The organism is Nocardia uniformis NBRC 13702, assembly GCF_001613345.1.
Lineage (GTDB): Bacteria > Actinomycetota > Actinomycetes > Mycobacteriales > Mycobacteriaceae > Nocardia > Nocardia uniformis.
The window spans coordinates 51,146-73,301 of record NZ_BDCE01000042.1; the positions used below are offsets into that span (position 1 = coordinate 51,146).

Annotated in this window: 27 protein-coding genes; 16 read left to right on the forward strand and 11 right to left on the reverse strand. The window is 66.6% G+C overall.

Annotation, left to right across the window (positions count from 1 at the left end):
• Positions 1 to 33 precede the first annotated feature (33 nt).
• A complete protein-coding gene (locus tag NU1_RS41325; RefSeq protein ID WP_157552132.1) occupies positions 34 to 177 on the forward strand; it encodes a hypothetical protein in 144 nt (47 codons plus the stop codon).
• Positions 178 to 534: 357 nt separating this feature from the next.
• Complete coding sequence (locus NU1_RS12410; RefSeq protein ID WP_067520510.1) at positions 535 to 2,043, forward strand: serine/threonine-protein kinase; 1,509 nt, start codon at positions 535 to 537, stop codon at positions 2,041 to 2,043.
• Positions 2,044 to 2,101: 58 nt separating this feature from the next.
• Here the strand turns inward: NU1_RS12410 and NU1_RS44010 are convergent, their stop codons facing one another.
• Both NU1_RS44010 and NU1_RS44015 read right to left on the reverse strand, forming a co-directional pair.
• On the reverse strand, positions 2,102 to 2,503 hold the full coding sequence (locus tag NU1_RS44010) for a TIGR03086 family metal-binding protein (protein ID WP_307643723.1): 402 nt from the start codon (positions 2,501 to 2,503) through the stop codon (positions 2,102 to 2,104).
• Positions 2,504 to 2,539: 36 nt separating this feature from the next.
• Positions 2,540 to 2,737 (reverse strand): maleylpyruvate isomerase N-terminal domain-containing protein, encoded by a 198-nt coding sequence (locus tag NU1_RS44015; RefSeq protein ID WP_307643694.1) that lies wholly within the window; start codon positions 2,735 to 2,737, stop codon positions 2,540 to 2,542.
• A 93-nt stretch (positions 2,738 to 2,830) separates the two neighbouring features.
• Here NU1_RS44015 and NU1_RS12420 point away from each other — a divergent pair, with 93 nt between their 5' ends.
• Positions 2,831 to 3,268: a MarR family winged helix-turn-helix transcriptional regulator gene (locus tag NU1_RS12420; protein ID WP_067520512.1), complete on the forward strand. Its 438-nt coding sequence runs from the start codon at positions 2,831 to 2,833 to the stop codon at positions 3,266 to 3,268.
• 43 nt (positions 3,269 to 3,311) lie between these two features.
• On the opposite strand, the gene NU1_RS12425 is transcribed toward NU1_RS12420, so the two are convergent.
• Both NU1_RS12425 and NU1_RS12430 read right to left on the reverse strand, forming a co-directional pair.
• A complete protein-coding gene (locus NU1_RS12425; protein WP_212761171.1) occupies positions 3,312 to 3,596 on the reverse strand; it encodes a hypothetical protein in 285 nt (94 codons plus the stop codon).
• Between the two features lie 79 nt (positions 3,597 to 3,675).
• Complete coding sequence (locus NU1_RS12430) at positions 3,676 to 4,557, reverse strand: alpha/beta fold hydrolase (RefSeq protein WP_067520667.1); 882 nt, start codon at positions 4,555 to 4,557, stop codon at positions 3,676 to 3,678.
• 104 nt (positions 4,558 to 4,661) lie between these two features.
• Here NU1_RS12430 and NU1_RS12435 point away from each other — a divergent pair, with 104 nt between their 5' ends.
• The 3 genes from NU1_RS12435 to NU1_RS12445 all read left to right on the forward strand — a co-directional run bounded on the left by NU1_RS12435 (position 4,662) and on the right by NU1_RS12445 (position 7,432).
• Positions 4,662 to 6,086 (forward strand): glycoside hydrolase family 76 protein, encoded by a 1,425-nt coding sequence (locus NU1_RS12435; protein ID WP_157552134.1) that lies wholly within the window; start codon positions 4,662 to 4,664, stop codon positions 6,084 to 6,086.
• A 146-nt stretch (positions 6,087 to 6,232) separates the two neighbouring features.
• Complete coding sequence (locus tag NU1_RS12440) at positions 6,233 to 6,661, forward strand: hypothetical protein (protein ID WP_067520519.1); 429 nt, start codon at positions 6,233 to 6,235, stop codon at positions 6,659 to 6,661.
• An 81-nt stretch (positions 6,662 to 6,742) separates the two neighbouring features.
• The gene (locus tag NU1_RS12445) at positions 6,743 to 7,432 is read left to right on the forward strand and encodes a metallophosphoesterase family protein (RefSeq protein ID WP_212761170.1); all 690 of its coding nucleotides are present in this window, start codon (positions 6,743 to 6,745) and stop codon (positions 7,430 to 7,432) included.
• Between the two features lie 50 nt (positions 7,433 to 7,482).
• On the opposite strand, the gene NU1_RS12450 is transcribed toward NU1_RS12445, so the two are convergent.
• The 4 genes from NU1_RS12450 to NU1_RS12465 are packed head-to-tail and all read right to left on the reverse strand — an operon-like array spanning position 7,483 to position 10,107.
• A complete protein-coding gene (locus tag NU1_RS12450) occupies positions 7,483 to 7,779 on the reverse strand; it encodes a Dabb family protein (RefSeq protein WP_084521227.1) in 297 nt (98 codons plus the stop codon).
• The gene (locus NU1_RS12455; protein ID WP_067520521.1) at positions 7,776 to 8,345 is read right to left on the reverse strand and encodes a neocarzinostatin apoprotein domain-containing protein; all 570 of its coding nucleotides are present in this window, start codon (positions 8,343 to 8,345) and stop codon (positions 7,776 to 7,778) included. Before NU1_RS12455 ends, NU1_RS12450 begins: the two co-directional genes overlap by 4 nt.
• A 17-nt stretch (positions 8,346 to 8,362) precedes the next feature.
• A complete protein-coding gene (locus NU1_RS12460; RefSeq protein ID WP_067520524.1) occupies positions 8,363 to 8,947 on the reverse strand; it encodes a neocarzinostatin apoprotein domain-containing protein in 585 nt (194 codons plus the stop codon).
• Complete coding sequence (locus NU1_RS12465) at positions 8,944 to 10,107, reverse strand: hypothetical protein (RefSeq protein ID WP_157552136.1); 1,164 nt, start codon at positions 10,105 to 10,107, stop codon at positions 8,944 to 8,946. The genes NU1_RS12460 and NU1_RS12465 overlap by 4 nt, the downstream gene beginning before the upstream one ends.
• A gap of 366 nt (positions 10,108 to 10,473) precedes the next feature.
• Between NU1_RS12465 and NU1_RS12470 the strand changes: the two genes are divergently transcribed.
• Genes NU1_RS12470 through NU1_RS12510 form a run of 9 tightly spaced genes read left to right on the forward strand, consistent with a single transcriptional unit; the run spans position 10,474 to position 18,713 of the window.
• Entirely contained in the window at positions 10,474 to 12,090 is a 1,617-nt protein-coding gene (locus NU1_RS12470; protein WP_067520530.1) for a carbon-nitrogen hydrolase family protein, read from the forward strand.
• Positions 12,087 to 12,896 carry an oxidoreductase gene (locus tag NU1_RS12475; protein WP_084521228.1) on the forward strand — a complete coding sequence of 270 codons (810 nt, stop codon included), beginning with the start codon at positions 12,087 to 12,089 and terminating at the stop codon, positions 12,894 to 12,896. Before NU1_RS12470 ends, NU1_RS12475 begins: the two co-directional genes overlap by 4 nt.
• Positions 12,893 to 13,840 (forward strand): alpha/beta hydrolase family protein, encoded by a 948-nt coding sequence (locus NU1_RS12480; protein ID WP_067520533.1) that lies wholly within the window; start codon positions 12,893 to 12,895, stop codon positions 13,838 to 13,840. The genes NU1_RS12475 and NU1_RS12480 overlap by 4 nt, the downstream gene beginning before the upstream one ends.
• 12 nt (positions 13,841 to 13,852) lie before the next feature.
• The gene (locus tag NU1_RS12485) at positions 13,853 to 14,974 is read left to right on the forward strand and encodes an aromatic ring-hydroxylating dioxygenase subunit alpha (protein WP_067520536.1); all 1,122 of its coding nucleotides are present in this window, start codon (positions 13,853 to 13,855) and stop codon (positions 14,972 to 14,974) included.
• On the forward strand, positions 14,971 to 15,660 hold the full coding sequence (locus NU1_RS12490; RefSeq protein WP_067520539.1) for a hypothetical protein: 690 nt from the start codon (positions 14,971 to 14,973) through the stop codon (positions 15,658 to 15,660). Before NU1_RS12485 ends, NU1_RS12490 begins: the two co-directional genes overlap by 4 nt.
• Positions 15,657 to 16,565 carry a hypothetical protein gene (locus tag NU1_RS12495; protein ID WP_067520541.1) on the forward strand — a complete coding sequence of 303 codons (909 nt, stop codon included), beginning with the start codon at positions 15,657 to 15,659 and terminating at the stop codon, positions 16,563 to 16,565. The genes NU1_RS12490 and NU1_RS12495 overlap by 4 nt, the downstream gene beginning before the upstream one ends.
• The gene (locus tag NU1_RS12500; RefSeq protein ID WP_067520545.1) at positions 16,562 to 17,332 is read left to right on the forward strand and encodes an SDR family oxidoreductase; all 771 of its coding nucleotides are present in this window, start codon (positions 16,562 to 16,564) and stop codon (positions 17,330 to 17,332) included. The genes NU1_RS12495 and NU1_RS12500 overlap by 4 nt, the downstream gene beginning before the upstream one ends.
• Complete coding sequence (locus NU1_RS12505) at positions 17,329 to 17,973, forward strand: hypothetical protein (protein WP_067520548.1); 645 nt, start codon at positions 17,329 to 17,331, stop codon at positions 17,971 to 17,973. The genes NU1_RS12500 and NU1_RS12505 overlap by 4 nt, the downstream gene beginning before the upstream one ends.
• Positions 17,970 to 18,713 (forward strand): maleate cis-trans isomerase family protein, encoded by a 744-nt coding sequence (locus NU1_RS12510; protein ID WP_067520551.1) that lies wholly within the window; start codon positions 17,970 to 17,972, stop codon positions 18,711 to 18,713. Before NU1_RS12505 ends, NU1_RS12510 begins: the two co-directional genes overlap by 4 nt.
• Before the next feature lie 35 nt (positions 18,714 to 18,748).
• Here NU1_RS12510 and NU1_RS12515 read toward each other — a convergent pair whose 3' ends face one another.
• On the reverse strand, positions 18,749 to 19,153 hold the full coding sequence (locus NU1_RS12515; protein WP_067520554.1) for a hypothetical protein: 405 nt from the start codon (positions 19,151 to 19,153) through the stop codon (positions 18,749 to 18,751).
• Positions 19,154 to 19,183: 30 nt separating this feature from the next.
• A complete protein-coding gene (locus NU1_RS12520; RefSeq protein ID WP_067520557.1) occupies positions 19,184 to 20,002 on the reverse strand; it encodes an HpcH/HpaI aldolase/citrate lyase family protein in 819 nt (272 codons plus the stop codon).
• 180 nt (positions 20,003 to 20,182) lie between these two features.
• Here NU1_RS12520 and NU1_RS12525 point away from each other — a divergent pair, with 180 nt between their 5' ends.
• Positions 20,183 to 21,142: an alpha/beta fold hydrolase gene (locus tag NU1_RS12525; RefSeq protein ID WP_157552138.1), complete on the forward strand. Its 960-nt coding sequence runs from the start codon at positions 20,183 to 20,185 to the stop codon at positions 21,140 to 21,142.
• 247 nt (positions 21,143 to 21,389) lie between these two features.
• On the opposite strand, the gene NU1_RS12530 is transcribed toward NU1_RS12525, so the two are convergent.
• Entirely contained in the window at positions 21,390 to 22,133 is a 744-nt protein-coding gene (locus tag NU1_RS12530; protein WP_067520560.1) for a maleate cis-trans isomerase family protein, read from the reverse strand.
• Positions 22,134 to 22,156 lie beyond the last annotated feature (23 nt).

Genomic DNA, 22,156 nt, shown 5'->3' on the forward strand with positions numbered 1-22,156 from the left:
GGGTAGGCCATTGACCAAGGAGGGCAGCAAACCATGGCTTTTCGAGACATCATCGCTCAGCTCCGTCAGGACATCACCACTGCTGAGGATGCCGGTGACGAGCAGACTGTCGCCCGCCTCCGTCGTGAGCTCGACGAGGCGTTACGGCACGGCGAGGAAAAGGCCGACCAGGAGTAGGTCGGGCGACCATCTGCACCCATTGTCGCCGTCGGCGGCTGCTCGGCACCTCAGGTTCGGGCCGGGTAGTCACCGGGTGCGCGGGTTCGACCGACTCAGCACGGTGCGAATAGGGACTTGTCGTAGGACTTCGGCATGCTCGCGCCGCGGGTCCTGCTCGCGCTGCGGGTCGACCGACTGATGTCCGAACATCTTCCGGGAGTTCGATTCTCGACTATCAGGAGCCTGAGCATGGCGGGTCGGGTAGCGGCCGAACCCGGCTGGAAGCCACCGCGGGCCCGGCGGTTGCGCTACATTCTCTCGGGGCCGCGGCGTGATTCGGGTGCTCGGCCCGAAGCGTGCGCGGGAAGGATAGTAGTGGGTTTGCAGCCGGGGGCTGTATTTGCCGGGTTCACCATCGAACGCCTGCTCGGCACGGGCGGTATGGGGATGGTGTATCTGGCCCGGCATCCACGATTGCAGCGCCGGGTAGCGCTCAAGGTGCTCACCAATACCTTCACTGTCGATCCGAAAGCGCGCGCCGCGTTCGACCGCGAGGCGACCCTCGCCGCCGGGCTCGATCACCCGAATATCGTGTCGGTGTACGACCGCAATGCCACCGAGGATCCGGCGCTGTGGCTGGCGATGCGATATATCGACGGTGGTGACGCGGCCGGACTGCTGAGTGACCATCCGGACGGTCTGGACCCCGCACGGGCGGTGCGATTGCTCTCCGATGCCGCGCACGCATTGGATTACGCGCACGCACAGGGTGTGCTGCACCGGGATGTGAAACCGGCGAACCTGCTCATCGAGAACGACCACCGCGATGGTGAGCGCGCGGTGCTCACCGATTTCGGGATCGCCCGCACCCTCGACGACACCGTCACGCTGTCGGGTATCGCGGCCACGTTCGCCTATGCCGCACCGGAACGGTTCAGCGAGACGCCCGCCGACCATCGCGCCGATATCTATTCTCTCGGCTGCACCCTGTTTCAATTGCTGACCGGGCAGCCGCCGTTCGCGCGCAAGGATCAGGCGGCGGTGATCGGCGCACACCTGACCGCGCCGCCACCCGCGCCGCGCGAGCTGCGGCCCGAACTTCCCGCCGAACTGGACGCGGTGATCGCGACCGCGCTGGCCAAGTCGCCGCAGGATCGGTATCCCACCTGCGCGGCCCTCGCCGATGCGGCGGCACGCGCGCTACCACTGTCCGCGGTGACGGCGCGGCCCGAACCCGCACGGCCGGTGGCGGTTTCGAGCGATGCGGCGCTGGAGCAGGTCGCCGCGACGACCGTTGCCCGCCATGCGGAATTCCCGGGCGACACGCCGGTCGCCAAGGAGACCGCCGCACCGACCGCCCTCCGCGATGCGCAGTCCCCCGTGCGCGCTCAGATTGCGGACGAGGCGGCCGCGGCGACGGTGGTCCACAACGCGGTATCGCTGGCGAAGGGCGAGCCGCACAATCCGAGCCCGCGATGGTCGGCCGGGCCGGTCACTGAACCGACGGCCGACGGTTCGGCTCGTCGTCGGTTCACGGTGGTGTCGGGACTGGTCCTGGCTGCTGCCGGCGTGGCGGTCGTCGCGGCGCTCGCGGTACGCGGCGATTCCCCCGCGACTGGCACCACAATATCGACGCCCACTGTGCCACAACAGGTTACGTCCACCACGACGCCGATTCCGAGCAGCACGCCGGTACCCTCCGAGCCGCCTCCGGTCGATACCCCGCCCGCCGATCCTCCCGCGCCGGTCGATACCCCGATGCCCGCCGACGAGCCGCCGGTCGAACAGTATGCACCGACCTACACCGTCCAGCGGCCGGCGAACCCCGCCCCGCAAGCACCAGCGGTAGTACCCCAGACGCGAGCCCACCAGTGGCCGGGCTGAATTCGCAGCGCGCCGACCGCGCCGATGGCTTCGGGCGGCACCGCTCCATTCCGCGGCGCTAGGCACCCCAGCTCGGGGAACGACCGAGGAGTGCGAGGATTCGATCCAGGGTGGAATCGCCGGACCAGGCCACCTCCGGCGCGAAAGCCGCACCCGGTGCCGTGCGCGTCGCTCCACCGGGAACGAATTCGGCGACCGGGAGCGCGGTCTCCAACACGTCATCGTCGAAATCCGCTGTCCTGCCCAGGGTTCGGGCGACATCCCAGGTGTGCACGACGTAGTCGATGAAATGGAAGGTGACCGCCTGTTTTCCGGAGAACTCGAAAGCGGTGGTGAACTCCGGCAGCGGGAACTGCCGAGCCAGTACACCTTCCTCGGCGAAGGCATCGAGCACGTGTTCGGCGGCAGCCCGGTAGTCGGCGACGGGGTCCGGTCCGAGGGGGCGGGTATGCCAGCGGATCGGATCGCCGTCGCCGTACGCGGCGGCGGCGAATCCTTAGTGCTGGGCGATCATATGGGTGAGCAGGCCGTACAGGGTCCAGCTCGCGCAGGGCGTCGGCTTCGCCAGATCGGCTGCGGTGGTATGCGATACGGCTTCGACGGAGGCGCGCACGGCGCGTGCGTTCAGCGCGATGAGATCAGCCTCACGCACAAGGGAATCGAAGGTGTGCGACGGCGTGGATTCGGTGGTCATGGTTGTCCTCTCGGTACCCGAACACAGACACTTCGTGTGCATTCGCCTATCATACGCACATGCACATAGTCTGTCGAGTAGTATTTTCTAACCATGCCGGAAGCCAAGCGTCCCGATCTCGCCGCGATGGTGGCACCGCTCGGCCGCATCCTCATGCAGGCGGAGCTGCCCGTACTCGAGCGCAACGGGCTGACCATGTGGGGTTACAGCGTGCTCCTGGGCCTCGGCGACGAACCGGTGTACACCCAGGCCGCCTTGGCCAAGAAGATCCATGCGGATAAGACGCGCATTATCGGCGTGCTCGACGAACTACAGCAGCGCGGCCTCATCCTGCGCGATCCGGACCCGGCCGACCGCCGCGCCCGCCTGATCTCCCTCACTCCGGCCGGGCGGACCGTCCGCGACCGCACGCAACGCGAGATCCAGGAGCAGGAGGACCAGCTGCTGTCCCAACTGCCGACCGCCGACCGGAAGGCATTCCTGCGCTCACTACAGCGGTTGTCGGAAGCTGTCGCCGACCAGCCGGGGTGAGCGCACGGGTTGCCCCTTGCACCTGTGTCAGGGCTGTCGGCGACTACTTGTCGGCGCAGAAACTGTCCCACTCGGCTACTCGGATGAGTGGACCGCCGCCGCCCGAATCCTCGCCTCGGCCGGTCGAGGTGACCGCGAAGGCGAGTTTGCGTACACACACCCGGGCAATATTGGGAAAGCTATCGGTATTGCGGAAGACCTCGACGTAGTCGACATCGTAGATGGCATCCGGGGGTCCGCTCCGGTCCCCGAGTTCGTCCTTGCCGCAGCCGGTCAGCGAGAGCACCACCAGGGCGGACAGACATCCGATCGTCAGTCGAGTCAGCATGTCGCCCAGCGTGCTGTCTTTCGGCTGCGGCGTCAACGGCTTTGCGCCGCTTAAGAATCGAGCCGGTACCGCCTACGATTCAAGCTCGGACCTGGTCATGGCTGTCTACGAAGCTCAGGAAGCGCGCGATCACCGGCTCCGGATTCGCCCACAACAGATCGTGGCCGATCCCCGGATAGAGTTCGGTCTCGGCGGCCGGAATATGCTTGCGGGCGCGGGCCGCCCCGAGTTCCGGATCAGCGACCACTGTTTCGGCGCCGAACAGCACCAGGGTCGGTGCGGTAATGGCCGCCAGCTGTTCATCGGTGAACGGCCGATCCCACGGCATCGCCATCCGGAACTTCATGGTCGCCATGGCGACGGCGAACTCCTCGTCGGTGAGCTCCAGGCCGGGCATCAGCCATCTGTTGAACTTTCGCATCCGCTCGGGAGTCGGCCGCATACCCGCCATGAGGAATTTGAACAGCAGACTCCAGCGCGGCTTGGCGAAGGTGGCGGCGCTCGGCTCGAGCATGGTCAGACTCGCCAGCCGTTCGGAGCGATACACCGCGACAGCACCGGCCAACCAGGCTCCCAAGGAATTTCCGGCCAGATGGACTCGCTCCTCACCGAGCCCGACGAGCACCTCGTCCATCCACTTCGCGATATCTTCCGCATCGCGCACGGGTGCGGTCTGCACGCAACGCCCCGCCCACCCGATGACATCGGGCGTATACACGACATGGTCACGCGCCAGCTCCTCGATGAACCGGAACCACACCTGTCCATTGCCGCCGATACCGGGCAGCAGCACAATCGGCGCGCCCTCCCCCTGTCCGGATCTACGCACGCGTGTTGTCCCGAACGATGTTTCGACATCGATATTGCTCGACGGCACCGGCCATTTCGCAGCCACGCCATCGTAGACACGCAGAAAAGTCGCCTTCGCTTCCTCGCTGGTGAATCGCCCGATCTTCGGCATCATGTCCCCTTTTCAATCTTCCTGATACGAACGTACCACGCTAGTGGTATGTACGTACCATCAAGCCTCGAAGAGCGAGACGGATATGGGTTACCGTGGCGACCGTGGCTGACAGCGCAAGGGTGCGGTGGGGCGCGTTCGCCTGTGTGGTGGTGGCGCTGGGGATCGTTCTGGTCGGTGACAATGCGCCGACCTCGGGTGATCCGGGGATGGTGCTTCAGGTTCGGCAGTGGTCACGGGTGATTTCGCTGACGACCGCGGCGGGAGGGGCCGCGGCGGCGATCGAACGCGGACAACCGGGCGATGAGGTGTGGCTCGATCGCCGGGCCGCGGGCAATTCCGCGGTTCGGCTCGGCTCGGGCGTGGTCGCGGGGAGCGAAACCGCGGCGCGTACCGGGGAGTATCCGTATGTGGGCGGTGCGGTGCGGGCGTGCGGGACAGCCGGTGACAGGGCCGAGATTCGGTGCACCCGATGGGTCGAGGAGGGCGACCCGGCTCCGGACCGCCGGTTGCGGGCGGTGGAGCGGTTGCTCGATCGCTATGACCGTACGACCGGGTTGTGGGAGAACGATTCCAGTACCTGGCAGAGCGCTAATGCGTTGACCGCGTTGATCGACTACATGGCGCGGACCGGAGACCGGCAGTACGTCAGCTATATCGACGAAACCTACAGGCATGGCACGGTTTCGGAGATCGGCGTTCCGAAGTACACCGGGTACAACGACGATGAACTGTGGTGGGCACTGGCCTGGCTCGGCGCCTTCGACCTCACCGGCGAGCCGCGATACCTCGACGCCGCGCGGACCATCGTGGACGGACTCGACGACCAGCGGGCCGCATTCTGCGACGGTGGGCTCGCGTGGGCGCGGGTGGGCGTCGATCCGCAGCTGCGTCCGTGGACCCAGGTCAATACGATCACCAATGGCTTGCACTTGACCGCGACCGCGCTATTGAGCACCCGAGTCGAACCCGCCAGCCGCCCTTCATATCTCGCTCGCGCGGAGCAGACCCGACAGTGGTTCTTCGAGCGCGCCGGGCGCGCCCTGTTCGATCGATCCGGACTGATCAACGATCATCTCGACCAGTACGGCGACACCTGCCTTCTGGTCGACCCCGAGACGCGATGGACGTACAACCAGGGCGCCATGATCGGCGGCCTGGTAGCCCTGCACGACGCCGCCGGAGGCGCGGAACTTCTCCGGGCGGCCGACGCGATTGCCGTCGCGACCACCGGTACGGGTTCACCATTCCTTTCAGACGGCGTACTGCGGGAACCCGCGGCGGTGGACTGTCCCGGCCCCGACTGCCAGGATGCGGAAACCTTCAAGGGCGTCCTCGTCCGCGCCTACCGAGAACTCCTCGCCGCCCCGGGCTCCACGGCCACTCGCGATTTCCTTACCCGCCAAGCGGACTCGCTGACCGGAACCGCCGACGAATATGGATTCCGTTGGCATGCACCGGTACAGGATGACGACCGCCCGAACTTCGCTACCCAGGCAGCGGCGATCGACGCGTTCAACGGCGCGTAGCACGCGCCGTCGCTCAACGTCATTTCCAGGTCGAGTCCCGCAGCGCTCTCGTCGCGAGCTCACGGAGTTTCCGTCGAGTCGCAGCGGGTAGTACCGCCGCGAGTGTCGTTATGCGGAAAGGACATCGGCTGATGCGGGTGCGGCGAATGGCGGCTGGGGTCGCGATGGCGGTGGGGACGGGGGCGCTGGTGAGTGGGATCGGGGCGGCTCCGGTGCGGGCCGATCCGCTGCCGCAGTTCACGCCGTTGGGCACCACCCTGTTCACCTTCGGCGATGCGAACTTCTGTACCGGGGCGATCGGGGTGCGGCTGGAGGCTACGCCGCGACGGCCCGGTGAGGTGCGCGCGCATGTGACACCGCTGGGATATCAGCGCGGGCCGTGCGGCAACCACGTCATATTGGGGTGGGTGGGGTCGGCGGGTGCGCGCACGCAGCAGGTGTACGTACATACCGGTGCCGCACCGGGCGCCACCGTGACCGTTGACCTGTGGGTGGGTATGGGACCGGCCAAGCTGATGGCGGAAACCTGGCCGATCCAGGGCACCTTCGCGGAGTGGTATCTGTGGGTTCCGTGATCGGCCCGGGGAAGTCGGCAGGTAGGAGCGGTTTCCAACCTCGGTGCCCGCAGCGGCCGTATCCTCGACGGCCGGCGCCTCATGGTCAGCGATGACGAATTCGACTGGATCGAGGCGAATGCCGCCGGTGACTACGACCACCTCCTCATCGGATCCTCACTGCCCTGGCTGATGCCGCATGCGGTGAGCCATCTCCAGTCCCTCAATGAGCGCGCGGCGGGCCAGCCGGGCTGGCGCGGTCGACTCGGCGAAAAGCTGCGGCAGGAGGCCGATTTGGAACACTGGCCCGCTTTCCGTGTCTCCTTCGAACGATTGGCCCGGCTGATCCACCGGCTGGGAACCGGATCGAACCCTCCCAGCACCATCTGCGTGCTGTCCGGCGATGTCCACCACAGCTACGCGGCCTGCGCCGACTACGACCAGCCCACGCAATCTGAAGTGCTGCAACTGGTCTGCTCACCGGTGCACAATGATCCGCCCCGGATATACCGCACCCTCTTCAGGCTGACCTGGGCAAGGCCACTCGCATCGGCACTGCGGTGGCTCGCGAACCGGCGCGGCATCTCTCCCGACCCGGTCCAGTGGCGCAAGCTGAGCGGTCCGCACTTCGGCAACTCCATTGCCTCCCTCGATATCTCGGGACGCCTGTCCCGTTTCACCTTGGAGACCGCCCGGCCGGACGAGGGTCTGGGCAAGGTCACCGAACTCGACCTCCCACTGCGAGCCCGAGCGGGTTTCCCGGAGCACGGGCCCGGGGGCCTGCCCCGGTAGTACGAGGGCAGACCCCGCGACCACCGGACGACTGCGCGGTGATCAATCCACTACGTGTGGTAGTCCACCACTGCTCTGGCGGCCAGTCGGGGAACCAGCCATTCGGCGACCTCGCGGTGTGCCGGATGCTTCTGGTAGGCAGCAAGTTCCGATGCCGAGTCGTGCGTGGTTGTCATACACAGGTCGTAGGAGTTCGCGGTGTCGAGTTCGTCGAGCGCCACCGCCATCGATCGGATGGGTGGGACGGCGCCCTCGAGTTCGATGAGCAGTTTCGCCGCTGCTGCGGCGTCACGGCGATCATGGAACTTCATCATCACCACATGGGTGAGCACCGAATCGGTGCTCACTGCGAGCTGCGCCGACGCAGCACCAGTGCGACGCCTGCCAGTACGACGATGACGACCGCCGCGCCGACGCCGATCAGCACACCGGTACTGCTGTCGCCGTCTTCGGAATCACCGGCTTCCGCGGTAGGTGTCGCGGTCTCCTTCGCACCGAATTCCAGCGGTACCGAGGCGAGGATATTCGAAGGATCGGTCAGACTCGTGACGGCGACCGTGCAGGCACCGGGCGCGGAGGCGCAGTCGACGCCACCGATCGAGGCCACCAGCGTGATGGTGCGGGTTCCGTCGTTGGGCTCCCACACGCCTTGCTCGTCGGCCTTGCCCATGCGCGACCCGGCCAGATCGCAATCGGTCGGGACGATGATCTCCGGCTTGCACTGTCCCACGGCAACGGTGGGCAGATTCGGTGGCAGACCGTCCAGGGTCACCGTAACCGTCTGTCCGACAGAGAGTCCGGAGCTCTCACTCACTTCCAGAGTGGGCGCGGCATGCGCCGCGGGAGCTCCGACAATGAGCGCACCCACCACCGTGCCGACGAGCAGTGCGAGTCGTATTCCGGTTCTTCTCATATTTCCTCCTCAGGGGATTACAGCCGCCGCCGGTCGGCGAGGGCGATGACGGCGACAGCGGAAAGCAAGGCGGCGGTTACGCCCCACAGCAGGCCGGACGGACCGTTGGTGTCGGTGGCCTCTGTCGCCGCGCCGGTCACGGGGGCGGTGGGAACGGGCAGCTGCGCACCGGCGAAACTGACCGCGACCTGAGCCGAATTGGCCTCGATAATGGCGGGCGGCTCGGTCCCGGGCAATGGTGCGGCGGCGATAACGCACTGCTGCTGGGTGCAGTCGATGGCATTGAAACTGTGGCGGGCGCTGAGGGTGACCGTCGGGAAGGTGCCGTCGTCGGAGATATTGACGAAGGTCGCGCCACCCTCGAGGTCGCAGTCCTTCAGGCCGTTGGCGAAGTTCTGTTTGCAGAGCCCGACCGCGACCGCGGCGAGACCGGGGCGGAAACCACTGCCGTTCACCACGATTCGCTGCCCCTCGGTGAGATCGGTGCTCGCACTCACCTCGAGTACGGGTGGGGTCTCCGGAGCGGCCTGGGCCGAGGCCATCGCGGAGGGACATGCGGCCAACAGCGCGATGGCGGCCAGGCGCTGGGTCCAGCGGATCACGGGGTGCCTCCTTCGAAGGCTGGTGTGGCCACGGCCGACCCGGCGGACGGCGTGGGGATTCGCGGGCCGGACAGCAGCGCGGCAGCGAGTGCCGGAATAGCCAGGGCGGTCAGACCGGTTCCGGTGCCGAAGAGTTCGCCGAGTGCGACGACCAGTCCGAGACCGCCGAGACCGCCGAGGGTCACTGTCAGTGCGGTGATCGCGGCGGCTCGGTCGGATTGCGCACCCCCGGCCCCCACGGCGGGACGCCCGCCCGCGTCATGATGCTCGGTGCCGGCGTCCCGGGCGCGCAGCGCGAGATCGAGCCCCCGGGCCGCACGTGCTGCCGCGGCCAGGGTGACGGCGAGGCCGATTACCACGGTGGCCTGCCCGGGTGCGGTAGCGACCAGCACCGGTCCTCCGGCGGCCAGAATCAGCAGTGGCGCCACCGCACTGGCATCCGGCCCCGGTATGGCCACCACGAGTACGGCGGGCAGCGCCGCCAGTAGTAGGAGATCGGTCTGCTCCGCGCCGAATGCGTTCCAGCGGAACAGCAGCAGATGCAGCGCGGGTAGGACGGTGCCGCCGAGCAGCAGACCGACCGTGGCGTAGCCGACCAGGAACCTGCGCGGCACCGCGCCGGATCCGTCGTTCGACTCCTCGTGCGGTACCGGCGCTTTCGCCAGTATCGCCACGCCTCCCAGCAGCGCGGCGGCCAGACCGACGACCACCAGTGCGGCCCCGGGCGTTTCGAACCATAGTGAGGCCGCCCCGGCGGCCCCGGCGACACAGACCGCCGTCACGATGTGTCCGCCGGTCAGCAGCGCGCGCTGCCGGAACGCGAATACCCGAGCCGCCACGATCAGTGGTCCCGCCGCCGCGCAGGCGAGCACGATAACGGCGACGAACAGCCACAGGGTCGAGACCAGACCCGCGACCGCGAAGGCTCCACCCGCCACCACCGCACAGCAGCCCGCCGCCCGCGCCGACAGTGGGTGGCGCAGGGTGAGAAGCCCGGTGGCGCAACCCACGACGAGCCCGGTCAACGCGATATAGACGGCGGCGGTTCCAGGTATACCGACAACGCCGCCGAAGGGTTTGCTCAGCAGTATCAACTGTCCGCCCGCCACCGGACCGGTAAGAGCTCCGGCGAGCACCAGCGCCGCATGCCCAGGATTCACGGATGTCATCTCAGCGGCCCATCCGGCGACAGCGTCGACTACTCGGCCGCCGAATGCCTACTACGGCAGTCGAACCGGCGGTGGGACCGGGGGACGAATCGCAGGTCGTCATGTTCACCCTCCTGCGTGCGTTTCTCACACGGAAACGGGGTTTCGGAATTGCCATATTGAACCCGCGGCACTCACGGGTGTCAAGGCGGGCAACCGCGTAACCCCAGGGAAACAAGGCGATTCCGCTCCCGGGGCTTGCCGCGGCGGGAAATCCTGGGCCAGCGCTGGACAGATCACCGGACCCGGTACAGAATCAGCTCAACGGGAAACAGTGTTTCGGTGTACGAAACACTCGATGGGAAGGGGTGCGAACGCATGACACGAGTCGCGGCCGCACAGCTCGCCGCGGGGACCGACGTCGAGGCAAACCTCGAAGCCTGCCTCCGCATGATCGACGCTGCCGCCGAGGCGGATGCCGAACTCGTGGTCCTGCCGGAGTTCTGTAATCACCTATCCTGGTACGACGATCGCGCGCACGCCCGCCGAATGGCCCGCAGGCTCGGAGATTCCTTCCTCACCACCATTGCCGAACGAGCCGCCGGGCACGGGATATACGTCAAAATCGGCGTGACCGTCGCCCGCGACGACGGCCGCACCACCGGCACCAGCCTGCTCTTCGGTCCGGACGGCGCACTGCTCGGGGAATCCGATAAGCAGATCCTGATGGGCGCGGAGAACGACTATCTCGATGCCGGACACGAAGATTCGCCGGTTATCGACACTCCGCTGGGCCGCATCGGCATGTACGCCTGTATGGAGGGCGTCATCAACGAGGTCACCCGCTCACTGACCGTGCGCGGTGCGCAGCTGATGCTCAACAGCCTCAATTCCTTCGCCACCGATGAGGCGAGCCTGCACATTCCGGTGCGGGCGGCGGAGAACAAGGTGTGGGTGGTCGCGGCCAATAAGGTCGGTCCCCTACTGCCGACGCGGCAGTTGCCCGCCATTGCCGAACGCCTGGGCGTACCGCCGGATCGGTTGCACGGGGCGGGGGAAAGCCAGATCGTCGCACCCGATGGCACGTGTGTCGCCATGGCTCCGGCGACCGGCGAGGCGGTGGTCGTGGCCGATATCGATATCGCCCTGGCCGACGACAAGCACCGCCCGGACGGCACCGATGTGATCGCGGCGCGGCGCCCCGAACTCTATGCGCCACTCAGCACTTCGACCTCGGGTCGGCGCGCGGCGGCGGGGGCGGAGACGATCACGGCGGCGATCTCGGCACCGAGCGCCGCGACCATCAGTGAATTGGCCTTCGACGGCGTGGATCTGATCGTGCTGCCCGAAATGGCGGCCATAGCGGTGCCGGATGTCGTGAGTGCACTGCGTGGTACCTCGGCGTACGCGGTCCTGACTGTCCAGGAGGGCGACGCTCACCACGGCGTGCTGGTGAGCGCCGACGGGGTCGTCGCCCGACAGCCGCAGTTGCATCCGACCGCCAGGCACAAGTGGTCGACCACGCTCGGCGACGAGTTGACGGTTGTCGAATTGCCTTGGGGTCGGCTGGCTCTCGTCATCGGTGACGATGCGCTGTTCCCGGAGACCTTCCGGCTGGCGGCCGTCGGGGACGCGGATGTGGTCGCGACCCCCTGCACCCCCACCGAACCGTGGGAACTGCGCCTCGGACTACCCGAACGGTCGGCCGAGAATCGGCTCAATGTGGTGGCCTCCGGGTTCGGCTCCGCCGGGCTGACCGGCGGAATCTATGGATTGAGCCCGGATTTCACGCTGTGGACCCCCTGGGGCGGCCCGTTCACCGGCGTGATCAGCCACCCACTCGTCACCGTCGTACCACCGGGCGCGACCAGCGTCCGCGCCACCATCCGCCCCGCACAGGCCATGAACCGCACCGCATCCCGGGGCACCGACCTCGTCGACGGCCGTCCCCGCCGTCCGATCGACGCCATGACAACAGCATCGGAGCAGCTATGAGCGAAACCCTGCAGCACGTCGAGCAAATGGTGGACAACACCGCGCGCGCCGACGTGACCGAGACCTTCGAAGAATGGCGGAACCTGCTGAGCGGTTTGCACACCCGCATCGCGGAACGTTTCGAACTCACCCGCGATCCGTCGACGACGGATTTGCAGAGCTACGGCGATGCAGAGTCCGGCCCCTCCGGCAGCCTCGCTGCCTACTCCGGCCCCGAGATCGACTGGCTCGTGCACTCCTGGATCGGCAATCCGCGAACGGGTTTCGTGAATCTGCACCTGACCGCCTGGCTCGGACCACACATCCGGGTGCCCCATCTGGGTTCGGCGCTACTGCTGTGGCCGGACGGCTGGTTCTATGTCGACGCGATACCGCGCGGTGACCTCGTCGGTGACGGCGAGTACTTCGACCGCTACTACGCGCCGAATGAAGCATCCTGGCTGGCGTTCAAGGAGGAGCACAAGGACTTCACCTGGTTCACCAGCCGCACCGGGTTCATTCGAGGCAGCCTGTCCCCCACCGCCTACTGCTATTCGTTCCCGCCGACCCGACCCAATCTCGATACCGTGGCCGAACTGCTGACCGCGCGGGTCGACCAGTGGCTCGGCTGGGTCGACGAAGCCGAGCCGGTACCGGCCCCGGAGCGCGCCGAGCTGGCCGCTCGGGATCTGGCGATACGCCGCAATATCGCCGAACGCGATCCGGCCAATGTCATGGGCGAGCGACTGTTCGGAGCCGAACTCACCCAGCGGCTGGTGCGCGCCCTCTGGGGCGGGGACCGGGAACTGCCGAGGCCGGGCGCATGAGACTTGTTCGCTCCCTGTGGTGGTCCATCCGCACCGACGGCGCAGCCCCGTTCGACACCGCCCATCTGAAGATCTACTACCCCGCCGTCGCCTCCGGTGCCGATACCGAACGCCTGACCGGGGTGTTCGCACCCAATCCGGCGCAGGCGCCGTACCCGGTGGTGGTGTTCATGTCCGGAGTCAATGTCGGACAGGATTCCTACCGGCGCTTCGCCACCGCCGTCGCCGAGACTGGGTTCGTGGTGGTGACCATGGATCGGGTCGCCGAATTATTCGGCGGCCAACGCGGCCTCACCCCCGGTGTGGATATCGACGCGGCCCGTCCGGACGCGTATGGCACCCGCCCGACCTGCCCGACCATCGGGGCCGTCCTGGACGCCCTCGCCGAACTCAACGAGGTCGCGCCGCTGCGGGGCGCAGTGGATCTCGACCGCGTCGCCCTGGGCGGTCATTCGGCCGGCGGCACCGTGGTGTTGCAGTCGGCGCGCTTCTTTCCCTCCGTAACAGCGGTTTTCGCATGGGGTGCGCACACCATGGTGGCCACTATGCTGGGCTGGGAGCCGGGCACCGTGCTGCCCGCCCAGGTGACCTGCCCGGTGCTGCTGGGCGTCGGTACCAATGACGGTGTCATTCAGGGCAGCGCCGACCGGTACGGCGAGGACGGCGAAGATCGGCCGGATCCGGTGCGGCGCACCTTCGCCGAGGCGCTGCCGGACGGCGATCACCTGCTGGCGGTGGTGCCCGGCGCCAATCACTTCGGTATCGCCGACACCGATCCCACCGCCGCCCGCGCATTCCTCGACGGCCCGGACGAGACCGATGCGCTGGCCTCGTTCTCCCGCCTCACCTCGACTTTCTTGCGGGCACACCTGCGCGATGACGCGACGGCCAAGACCGAGCTGGCCGAATTCGACGATGCCGCGATGCGGCTGACTCGACGATAGGAGCAAGACACCATGTTGAAGAACTTCTGGTACGCGGTCGAATTCGCGGACAAGGTGACCCGGCAACCCCGCAAGGTCACCTGCCTCGGTCAGGATTTCGTGCTGTACCGCACCGAATCCGGCGGAGTGACCTGCCTGTCGGATCTGTGTGTACACCGCGGTGGGGCACTGTCGATGGGCAAGGTGACCGGGGACTGTATCGCATGTCCGTACCACGGCTGGGAATACAATGCCGAGGGCGTCTGCGTGAAGATTCCGGCCAATGCCGAGGAACGCAAGATCCCCCGTAAGGCCCGTGTGGACGCCTACCCCACGGTGGAACGCTACGGCATGGTGTGGGCCTTCCTCGGCGACCTGCCGGAGCAGGAGCGCCCGCCGATTCCGCACATTCCCGAACACGACGACCCGACCTTCAAGGCGGTGCACGTCGAGATGGAGATCAACGCCAACTACGAGCGCACCTTCGAGAATGTGGTCGATGCCTCGCACACCCCATTCGTCCACGGCACCGCCTTCGGCAATCCGAAAAAGCCACAGATTCCGGATTTCCGTATCCGGCAGACGGATTGGTCGGCCGAGGCCGATATCGAACTCAGCCCGCCGCCGCCAGGCGGATTGTGGGGGCTACTCGCCAAACGCAAGCCACAACCGGAGTATGTGACCGTCACCAACGCCTGGTATCTGCCCAATATCGTGAAACTGCATGTGCGGCTGCCGATCGGCGATCTACTGCTCTACGACTTCAATATCCCGCTGTCACAGGACCGCACGCTGGTCAAGATTCTCGGCTACCGCAACTTCTTCACCGGTAGCTGGGCGGACGGCAACACCCGCAAACGTATCGAGAAGATCCTGCTCCAGGATCAGCCGGTAGTGGAATCACAACGGCCGGAACTGCTTCCCTTCGATTTGTCGGACGAGCTGCATGTGCGCAGCGACGGCCTGCAGGTCGCGTACCGACGCCGTCGGCTCGAGCTCATCAAACAGGGCTGGTGGGTCGGGGGCGACGACATCATCACCGGTGATTCGCCACGGCGCACCGCGACCGTGATCCCCTCCCCCGTCCGTCGCGACAATCCCGAATTGGCCAGTGCCTGGGTGCACAAGGCCCGTACCGGAGGTACTGCCCAGTGAGTCTGCCTACCGCGCTCAGCGAGCGCACCCTGTCCACGCTGACCTCGGCGCTCGGTCTCGAGACCATCGAGGATCTGCCACTCACCAGCGCCATGTCACCGGAGCCGGTGGGCCGGCTGCGGGTCTTGCGGGGTGGGCCGATCGACAAGGCCGTCACCGTGGATCTGGTGGTGCCGCCGATCGGGCTCGACAGCCACATGATGTTCGCCTTCACCGGAAGTGATTCGGCCATACCGCATTTCACGCTGGACTCGGTCAATGCCGGTGAGTATCACGCCATGCATTTGGATCTGATTCCGCGCGCGGATCTGGCCGTGAACCTGGAATACCTCGATGCGGCGTTCCTGCCGCTCACACCGCTGCTGGAGGAGGCGTGGCGGATCGAGGGCGTCGCCCCCGCCGCCATCGGGCCGCGACAGCGGGCAATGATGTCGCCGTGGATGGTGGTGTGCCGGGCCACCGAGGACGCGTTCCGTGCCTTGGACGCGACCGTCGACGGCTATCTGGCGCATTGGCTCACCCTGGCGGACAAGGGAGTTCCGGCGGTCGACGCGGATCTGGCGCGCCGCGATCGGGCCAATCGCGCGAATTTGTTCAGCCCCGAGGTGGATCCGGTGTGGACGCAGGTGACCAGGCTGCTCGGCGCGGAACAGTCCGAGCGGGTGCGCGGGGAGTTGATCGCATGAGTGAGCCCAGTTCCTTCCAGCAGCGCATAGCGGGCGAATGGGTGGGCCGCCCTTCGCTTTTCGATGCCGAGGGCACCTGGCGGGGTTTCGAGGATATCCGCCGGTCATCGGTGTTCGAGCATGGCGTCACCACCTATTACATGGATGGCGGCCTCACCGGCGGCGGTAATCTGGCGGGGCGCTTCGCGCTCGGCGCGCCGTTCGCGTTCGGCGTGCGGGACTCCGACAGCGATCGCCTCTACACCGGTCCGGACTTCTTCGGGTCCGGGCAGCCCTACGGCGGTTTCGTGGATGCCAACTACTACGGACCCGGTTGGCAGGTGTCGTTGAACACCTGGAATCAGACTCTCGGTGACACCCAGGTGTATTCGTCGGTGCTGTATCAGGGGCCCGCCATGGTAGGGGTGTTCAATGGTGTCTACACCCGGGACCCGGCGCTGGTCGAGGAGCGTTTGGCGACCGAGACCCGCTGTGGGGCGGCCATCTTCACAGTGCCGACCAAGGACAAGAGCAGTTACGCCGGTGATCTCGAGCTGTGGGGTGCGAATCAGCAGCCGCTGGGCAGCCTGCGTATGGAGTTGGCGATCGATCCGGTGAGCCTACTGGTCGCCGAACATCATCTGATCATGTCCGGGCCGGTGGAATCCGACTCCACCATTATGGTGCGCCGCGACGGGGTGCGGTCCTTCCATGAGGGTCCGGATGTGTACGGAAACGGGAACTCCTACGGCCGCGCCAATTTCGTCCGCCTGCACACCGTCGACGGGCGCAGGCTCATCGGCCGCGAGTTCATGATCGACGCCGAGCCAGGGATGGGAGCGGGGTCGAAACTCGCTGTGGTGTACCAGATGTTCGAGCACAACAGCCTGGTCGCGATCATGCACGGCGTGCTGGAGCGGTCATGAGCACCGTGGTGGTGACCGGCGGTACCCGTGGCATCGGATTGGGCATGGTGCGCGCGCTGCTGGCGGGCGGGCATCGGGTCGCGCTGTGTGGCGTCGATCCGGAGCGGGTCGAGAAGGTGCGGACCGAACTGTCGGAGAACGCGCTCGTCATGGTTACCGATGTGACCGATCGCGATCAGGTGCGGGCGCTGTGGGATGCCACCGTCGAGCGTTTCGGTGTGGTCGACGTCTGGATCAATAACGCGGGTATTTCGCATGACCGGAAGCCGTTGTGGCAGTTACCTGTCGAGACGGCCCGCGCGGTAGTCGAGACCAATCTGCTGGGCGTACTGCATGGTTCGTCCGTCGCCGTGGCGGGGATGGCGGCGGGCCGCGGTGGGCACGTCTGGAATATGGAGGGGCTCGGCAGCGACGGGCGCATGGTGCCCGGTCTGGCGACCTACGGGGCGAGTAAGCGCGCGGTCACCTATCTGACCAAAGCGCTGGCCAAGGAGGTGCCCGCGGGCGTGTCGGTGGGGCTGCTCAGTCCCGGCATGGTCGTGACCGATCTGCTCACGCACGGCTACGACGATCCGGCGGAATTGGCGAAGGCGCGCAAGGTATTCAATATCCTCGCCGATCGAGTGGAAACGGTAGCGCCGTGGTTGGCGGAACGCGCCGTGAGCCACACTCGCAATGGTGCGCACGTGCGCTGGCTGACCACCCCCAAGGTAATCGGTCGCTTCGCCTCTGCCCCATTCCGCCGCCGGGAACTGTTCGGCGAATGAGCGCGGTGGACTATCCGGTCTCGCTGGCCGTCGAGGATTATGTTCCCGTCCTGCTCACTACCGCCGGGGTGCTGCTGCTGAGACGGGTCGCGCCGCGGCCGTGGGTGGCCGTCGCCGCGGCCGCGGTGATCGCCACGGGTGGATTCACCAAGGCGACCGCGAAGCTCATCGCCGCCACCGGCGGTCCCGATCTGCCCTGGCTGCGCAGCATGCTGTTCCCCCTGCTGACTGTGGGATTCGGGCTGTTGTGCCTGGAACTGTCCCGCATCGGCACCGGGCGCGTCCCACGCTGGCTCGGCCTGCTGGTTCCCGGCTTCACGGTCGCCTGCGCGCTGGGGGCGGTCCTGGCCGGCGACACCCTGCCGATGCTGGTGAGCACAACGGTCTTCGCCACCATTACCGGCATCTTCCTGATCGGCCTCGCTCGCATGCGCGGCGACAATACGAGCGCCGCGCTTTTCGGCGGCCAACTGCTGGTCTTCTTCATCCTCGGCCCCCTCGCATCCCGCCCCGATCAGACGGTGGCACTGCAGTGGGCCGAACAACTCTGCAATACCGCGGCGCAGGGCGCCTTCCTGGTTGCCGCGTGGCGACTATCGGCCGCCTATGTAGCGGCCCCCGACAAGGAGCTGATTCAATGACCGACGCACTGGGCTGGCGACATAAATTCGGCGTAATCGCCCCCTCCACCAACACCATTGTGGAGCCCGATTTCTACCGCATGGCCGTTCCCGGCGTCACCGCCCATTTCAGCCGCATCCATATTCGCGATCAGAATATGAGCGACGACGCGGGTATGAGTCGCCTGCTCGAACAAATCCGCACCGAAATCGTCTCCGCCTGCGAACGTGTCCTGACCTGCGAGCCGGACTACATGGTCATGGGCATGTCCGCCGAAACCTTCTGGGGCGGTATCGAAGGCAACCGGCAATTCGTCAAACAAATCCACGACGTCACCGGCCTGCAGGTAGCGACCGGCGCGGAAGCCTGCCGTCGCGCCCTGGAACTGTACGGAGCCAAGCGAATCGGCGTGGTGACCCCCTACCAGCCCGTCGGCGACGATAACGTGGTCCGGTTCTTCGGCGAGTTGGGCTTCGAGGTGAAAGCCATCAAGGGTCTGCGCTGCCCCACCGCCGTATCCATCGCCCACGTCACCGAGGCCGAACTCCGGGCCGCACTGCTCGAGGTCGACGGCGACGATGTGGACGCACTCGTCCAATGCGGCACCAACCTCTCCATGGTGCGACTGGCCGACGAAGCCGAACGGTGGCTCGGCAAACCCGTCCTGGCCATCAATGCCGCCACCTGGTGGATGGCATTGCGCGACAATGGCATCCACGACCGCATCGAGGGAGCAGGGGCGCTACTGCGCGACCACTGACACAGATTCCACGGCGTCACCCGCCGACCAGGAGGTCAGGCGGGTGACGCCGTTTCGTGGACCGTGCGCCAGCGCAGCCCATTGCGGGCCTGGGGGTCGGACAGGAGGAGGGCGGTGGTCAGGCGTTGCCGCGCGCCGCCACCGCTGCGGTGCGATTCCTGGAAGCGCACCATCGCGGAGTCGGTCGATTGGTGCAGTATCTCGATACCGGTGATCTCGATTGTCAGGCCGGGTGTGGAATTGCCCGCCCCACGCAACGCCTGTGTCAATTGTCCACGCGCTAGGACTATTCCGTCCAGGGTGACCATCGAGAAGTCCGGATGCTGCTGGGTCACGAAGCGCTCGAGCCCATCCAAGTTCTCCGGCGCACCCAGCCAGCTTGCCAGGTCGGCGTGCAGCGTATGAATCTCGTTGACGATCGTGTCGTTGTCGATGCTCACGAGGGGCAAGTTAGCACTCGCCGATTCCGATCAGGCGGAGAGTACGCGGCGCGCCTGGCGGATTACGGCGAGGTCGACCATGCGGCCGCTGTCGTCGAGGACTACACCGCCTGCTGCGGATTCGAAGCGGGCGATCAGGGCGCGGGCCCGGTCCAACTCATCGGGGCTGGGGGTGAAGACCTCGTTGACGACCGGGAGTTGGGCCGGGTGGATGCAGGCTCGGCCCTGGAAGCCCAGGCGCCGCAGGGCCGCGGTGGTGGCTCGTAGGGAGTCCAGATCGCGGAAGTTGGTGTCGACGGGGGCCAGTGGAGGATCGATCGCGGCGGCGGCGCTGGCCATGACGACCTGGACGCGCAGCGGAAGGAGTTCGTGTCGGTCGGGGCCGGGAGTGATGCCGAGATCGGCGCACAGGTCGGCCTCACCCAGTTGTAGGCGCAGTACGCGGGGAGCGGACGCGATTTCGGGAGCGGCGTAGAGGGCTCTGGCGCTTTCCAGTAGCGGGCAGATGCTGATCGCGCCTGGACGGGGTTCGTATTCGTCGAGCTGTGCGCTGATGGATCGAACCTGTTGCGCGGATTCGACTTTCGCCAAGCACAGCGCGGTGACAGCGGGCAGGGCGACCGCGCGCAGGTCGGCTTCACCGACTTCACCGGGATTGACGCGGACCCAAATCGGCCGTTGCCGGTCGGGGACCGTACGGAGCCAGCGGGCCACCTCGATGCGCGCCGATTCCTTGTCGCACAACGGAATCGCGTCCTCGAGATCCAGCAGAATCACGTCCGCCGGACCGTTGAGGGCCTTGTCGAACAGTTCGGGACGGTTGCCGGGAACGTAGAGCGCGGATCTCACCTACCCACCTCTCAAGAGTGGAACGCCGTTTCTCTCTCAGAAACATAGCGACATTGCGAAAGTCTGTCCATAGGAACTCGTTCCACTTGACAGCGGTCGAACAGTGGGTGCTAATTGTCCCCCAAACACGGAAACGTCATTTCGCTAGAAGAAACGGCGTGCCCCTCAGTGGGAGTCATCATGATCGTTAGAGGCTCGGTTCTGACTGCCGCCGCCGTCGCGCTGCTCGCCGTCACTTCCGCCGGACCAGCCAATGCCACCACTCACCTACCCGGCAACATCGACATTCGTTGCTTCGCAGACACTCTCCATCAGTCCGCCGACTGGTACCTGCCCACCGGAACCCCCACGGGGTTGGTATGGCTACAGCACGGCTTCGCCCGGACCAGCACGCAGGTCGGGGCGCTCGCGGAAAGTTTCGCCGACGCCGGATATCTCGTCTTCGCACCGAGCCTGCCGTTCATGCAGCTGCAGGGCTGTACGCTGCAGAACCTCGGCGACAACTCCGCATTCCTGCACAATGTCGCCGAATTATTCGGCACCGCAACCGATCCCAACGGCGCCCTGGCCGCCAGCCTGACCGCCGCGGCTCGCAATGCCGGGGTGCCCATCCCGGCATTTCCCGACGATCTGGTCTTCATCGGGCATTCCGCGGGGGCCGAGGCCGTCACCTTTGTCGCCGATCGGGTGCGCACCAACCACCCTCGGACATGGAACGGATTGCGCGGGGTGATCCTGCTCGACCCGGTGCAATCGTTCATCGGCGACAATATCGCCCGTGCCCTGTCCGGACTCGATGACACCGCCCTGCCCATCCTGACGATCTCGGCGGTTCCGGCGCTGTGCAATAGCTTCACGCTCGGCACCGTCGCCGTACAGACCCGGCTGCACCGCCCGTTCGTCGGCGTCCGGCTTCCCGGCGGCGCGCACACCGATGCCGAGGGCGACAGCTCCGATGTGCTCGGCGAACTGCTGTGCGGAATCCCCGAACCCGCGAACTCCACCATGCTGCGCACCCTCGCCCTCGGCTGGACGAACGACTTCGTCAAGGGCACAACAACACCGGGCTACTACCCGGCCGGGCCGGGCGATACGCTCAGCGCCGCACCGGCGGCGCAGGTCCTGCCGGGCGCCGGCTGAGCTCGGACTATCGCCCCTACAGCTCGACATCACCCGGCGTGCACTCCCGTCACTCCGGCATGCACTCCCGTCACTCCGGCATGCTTTTGGCCGGAATCCACCGTCAGGAAGTAGTGGATCCCGGCCAAAAGCACGCCGGGATGACGCAGAGATGACCGCAACAGACGACGCGGAGGTGCCCGCAGGAAATGACGCCGGGGTGCCCGCCGGAGATAACGCGGAGATGACCGCCGGAGGTAACGCGCGCTCAGTGTTCGCGCAAGAGCTGCCCGGCTCCGTCGACCCGATCGTCGAAGCCGTGGTCGCGCAGGGCATACCAGAGCGTGGCGGCATTGATCGCGATGACGGGCTTGCCCAGTTCGGCTTCGAGGCGGTCGGCCTGCACGACGAAGGAGAGGTTGGTGCCGACCTGGACAATGGCGTCCACGTCGGGTCCATCTATCTCGCGCAAGACATCTCGCAGCCGGTCCGGGCCGACCCGTGCGATATCCATGGCGGTCGGGCAGCGCAGCCCGGTGATGGCGGCCACGTCGAATCCGGCCTCGGTGAAGAAGCGGCTGACCTCCTTGTCCGCGATCGGCTGATACGGGGAGAACACCGCGATCCGGCGGCAGCCGAGTTCGTGCAGCGCGGCCCGGCACGAGCTCGCGCCCGTCGTGACGGGTAGACCGGTGCGGTCACGCAACCGCTGTTCGAAAGCCGCGTTCCCCGCCACTCCGCCCCAAAAGGTTTCGGCGGACATGCCCATGACCATGCGGTCGGGCTCGGCGGTGAGCACATCGCGCACGGCGGTGTCGATGGAGGCGCGGATCTGTCCGAGCAGCGCCTGGAAGTCGTCGTCATCGCCCATCACCGGATTCGGGATGTACATCGATCCGGCGCGATAGGCGATGCCCGGCAGTCCGGCCCTCCAATAGTCGTGCTCGACAACGGTATTGGTACTGGGCACGATCACGCCGAAGACGGCTCGGGTTCCCACGGCATTGGTCATACTGTATTCCTTGTGGCGCTGGA

What these genes read in the sequence shown, in the direction of transcription:
- NU1_RS44015 (WP_307643694.1), bottom strand. Translation starts at nt 2,737, where the DNA reads ATGACCACCGAATCCACGCCGTCGCACACCTTCGATTCCCTTGTGCGT.
- NU1_RS12480 (WP_067520533.1), top strand. Translation starts at nt 12,893, where the DNA reads ATGAGACTTGTTCGCTCCCTGTGGTGGTCCATCCGCACCGACGGCGCA.
- NU1_RS12500 (WP_067520545.1), top strand. Translation starts at nt 16,562, where the DNA reads ATGAGCACCGTGGTGGTGACCGGCGGTACCCGTGGCATCGGATTGGGC.
- NU1_RS12505 (WP_067520548.1), top strand. Translation starts at nt 17,329, where the DNA reads ATGAGCGCGGTGGACTATCCGGTCTCGCTGGCCGTCGAGGATTATGTT.
- NU1_RS12475 (WP_084521228.1), top strand. Translation starts at nt 12,087, where the DNA reads ATGAGCGAAACCCTGCAGCACGTCGAGCAAATGGTGGACAACACCGCG.
- NU1_RS12425 (WP_212761171.1), bottom strand. Translation starts at nt 3,596, where the DNA reads ATGCTGACTCGACTGACGATCGGATGTCTGTCCGCCCTGGTGGTGCTC.
- NU1_RS12455 (WP_067520521.1), bottom strand. Translation starts at nt 8,345, where the DNA reads ATGAGAAGAACCGGAATACGACTCGCACTGCTCGTCGGCACGGTGGTG.
- NU1_RS12525 (WP_157552138.1), top strand. Translation starts at nt 20,183, where the DNA reads ATGATCGTTAGAGGCTCGGTTCTGACTGCCGCCGCCGTCGCGCTGCTC.
- NU1_RS12420 (WP_067520512.1), top strand. Translation starts at nt 2,831, where the DNA reads ATGCCGGAAGCCAAGCGTCCCGATCTCGCCGCGATGGTGGCACCGCTC.
- NU1_RS41325 (WP_157552132.1), top strand. Translation starts at nt 34, where the DNA reads ATGGCTTTTCGAGACATCATCGCTCAGCTCCGTCAGGACATCACCACT.
- NU1_RS12440 (WP_067520519.1), top strand. Translation starts at nt 6,233, where the DNA reads ATGGCGGCTGGGGTCGCGATGGCGGTGGGGACGGGGGCGCTGGTGAGT.
- NU1_RS12470 (WP_067520530.1), top strand. Translation starts at nt 10,474, where the DNA reads ATGACACGAGTCGCGGCCGCACAGCTCGCCGCGGGGACCGACGTCGAG.
- NU1_RS12510 (WP_067520551.1), top strand. Translation starts at nt 17,970, where the DNA reads ATGACCGACGCACTGGGCTGGCGACATAAATTCGGCGTAATCGCCCCC.
- NU1_RS12485 (WP_067520536.1), top strand. Translation starts at nt 13,853, where the DNA reads ATGTTGAAGAACTTCTGGTACGCGGTCGAATTCGCGGACAAGGTGACC.
- NU1_RS12430 (WP_067520667.1), bottom strand. Translation starts at nt 4,557, where the DNA reads ATGCCGAAGATCGGGCGATTCACCAGCGAGGAAGCGAAGGCGACTTTT.
- NU1_RS12495 (WP_067520541.1), top strand. Translation starts at nt 15,657, where the DNA reads ATGAGTGAGCCCAGTTCCTTCCAGCAGCGCATAGCGGGCGAATGGGTG.
- NU1_RS12530 (WP_067520560.1), bottom strand. Translation starts at nt 22,133, where the DNA reads ATGACCAATGCCGTGGGAACCCGAGCCGTCTTCGGCGTGATCGTGCCC.
- NU1_RS12445 (WP_212761170.1), top strand. Translation starts at nt 6,743, where the DNA reads ATGGTCAGCGATGACGAATTCGACTGGATCGAGGCGAATGCCGCCGGT.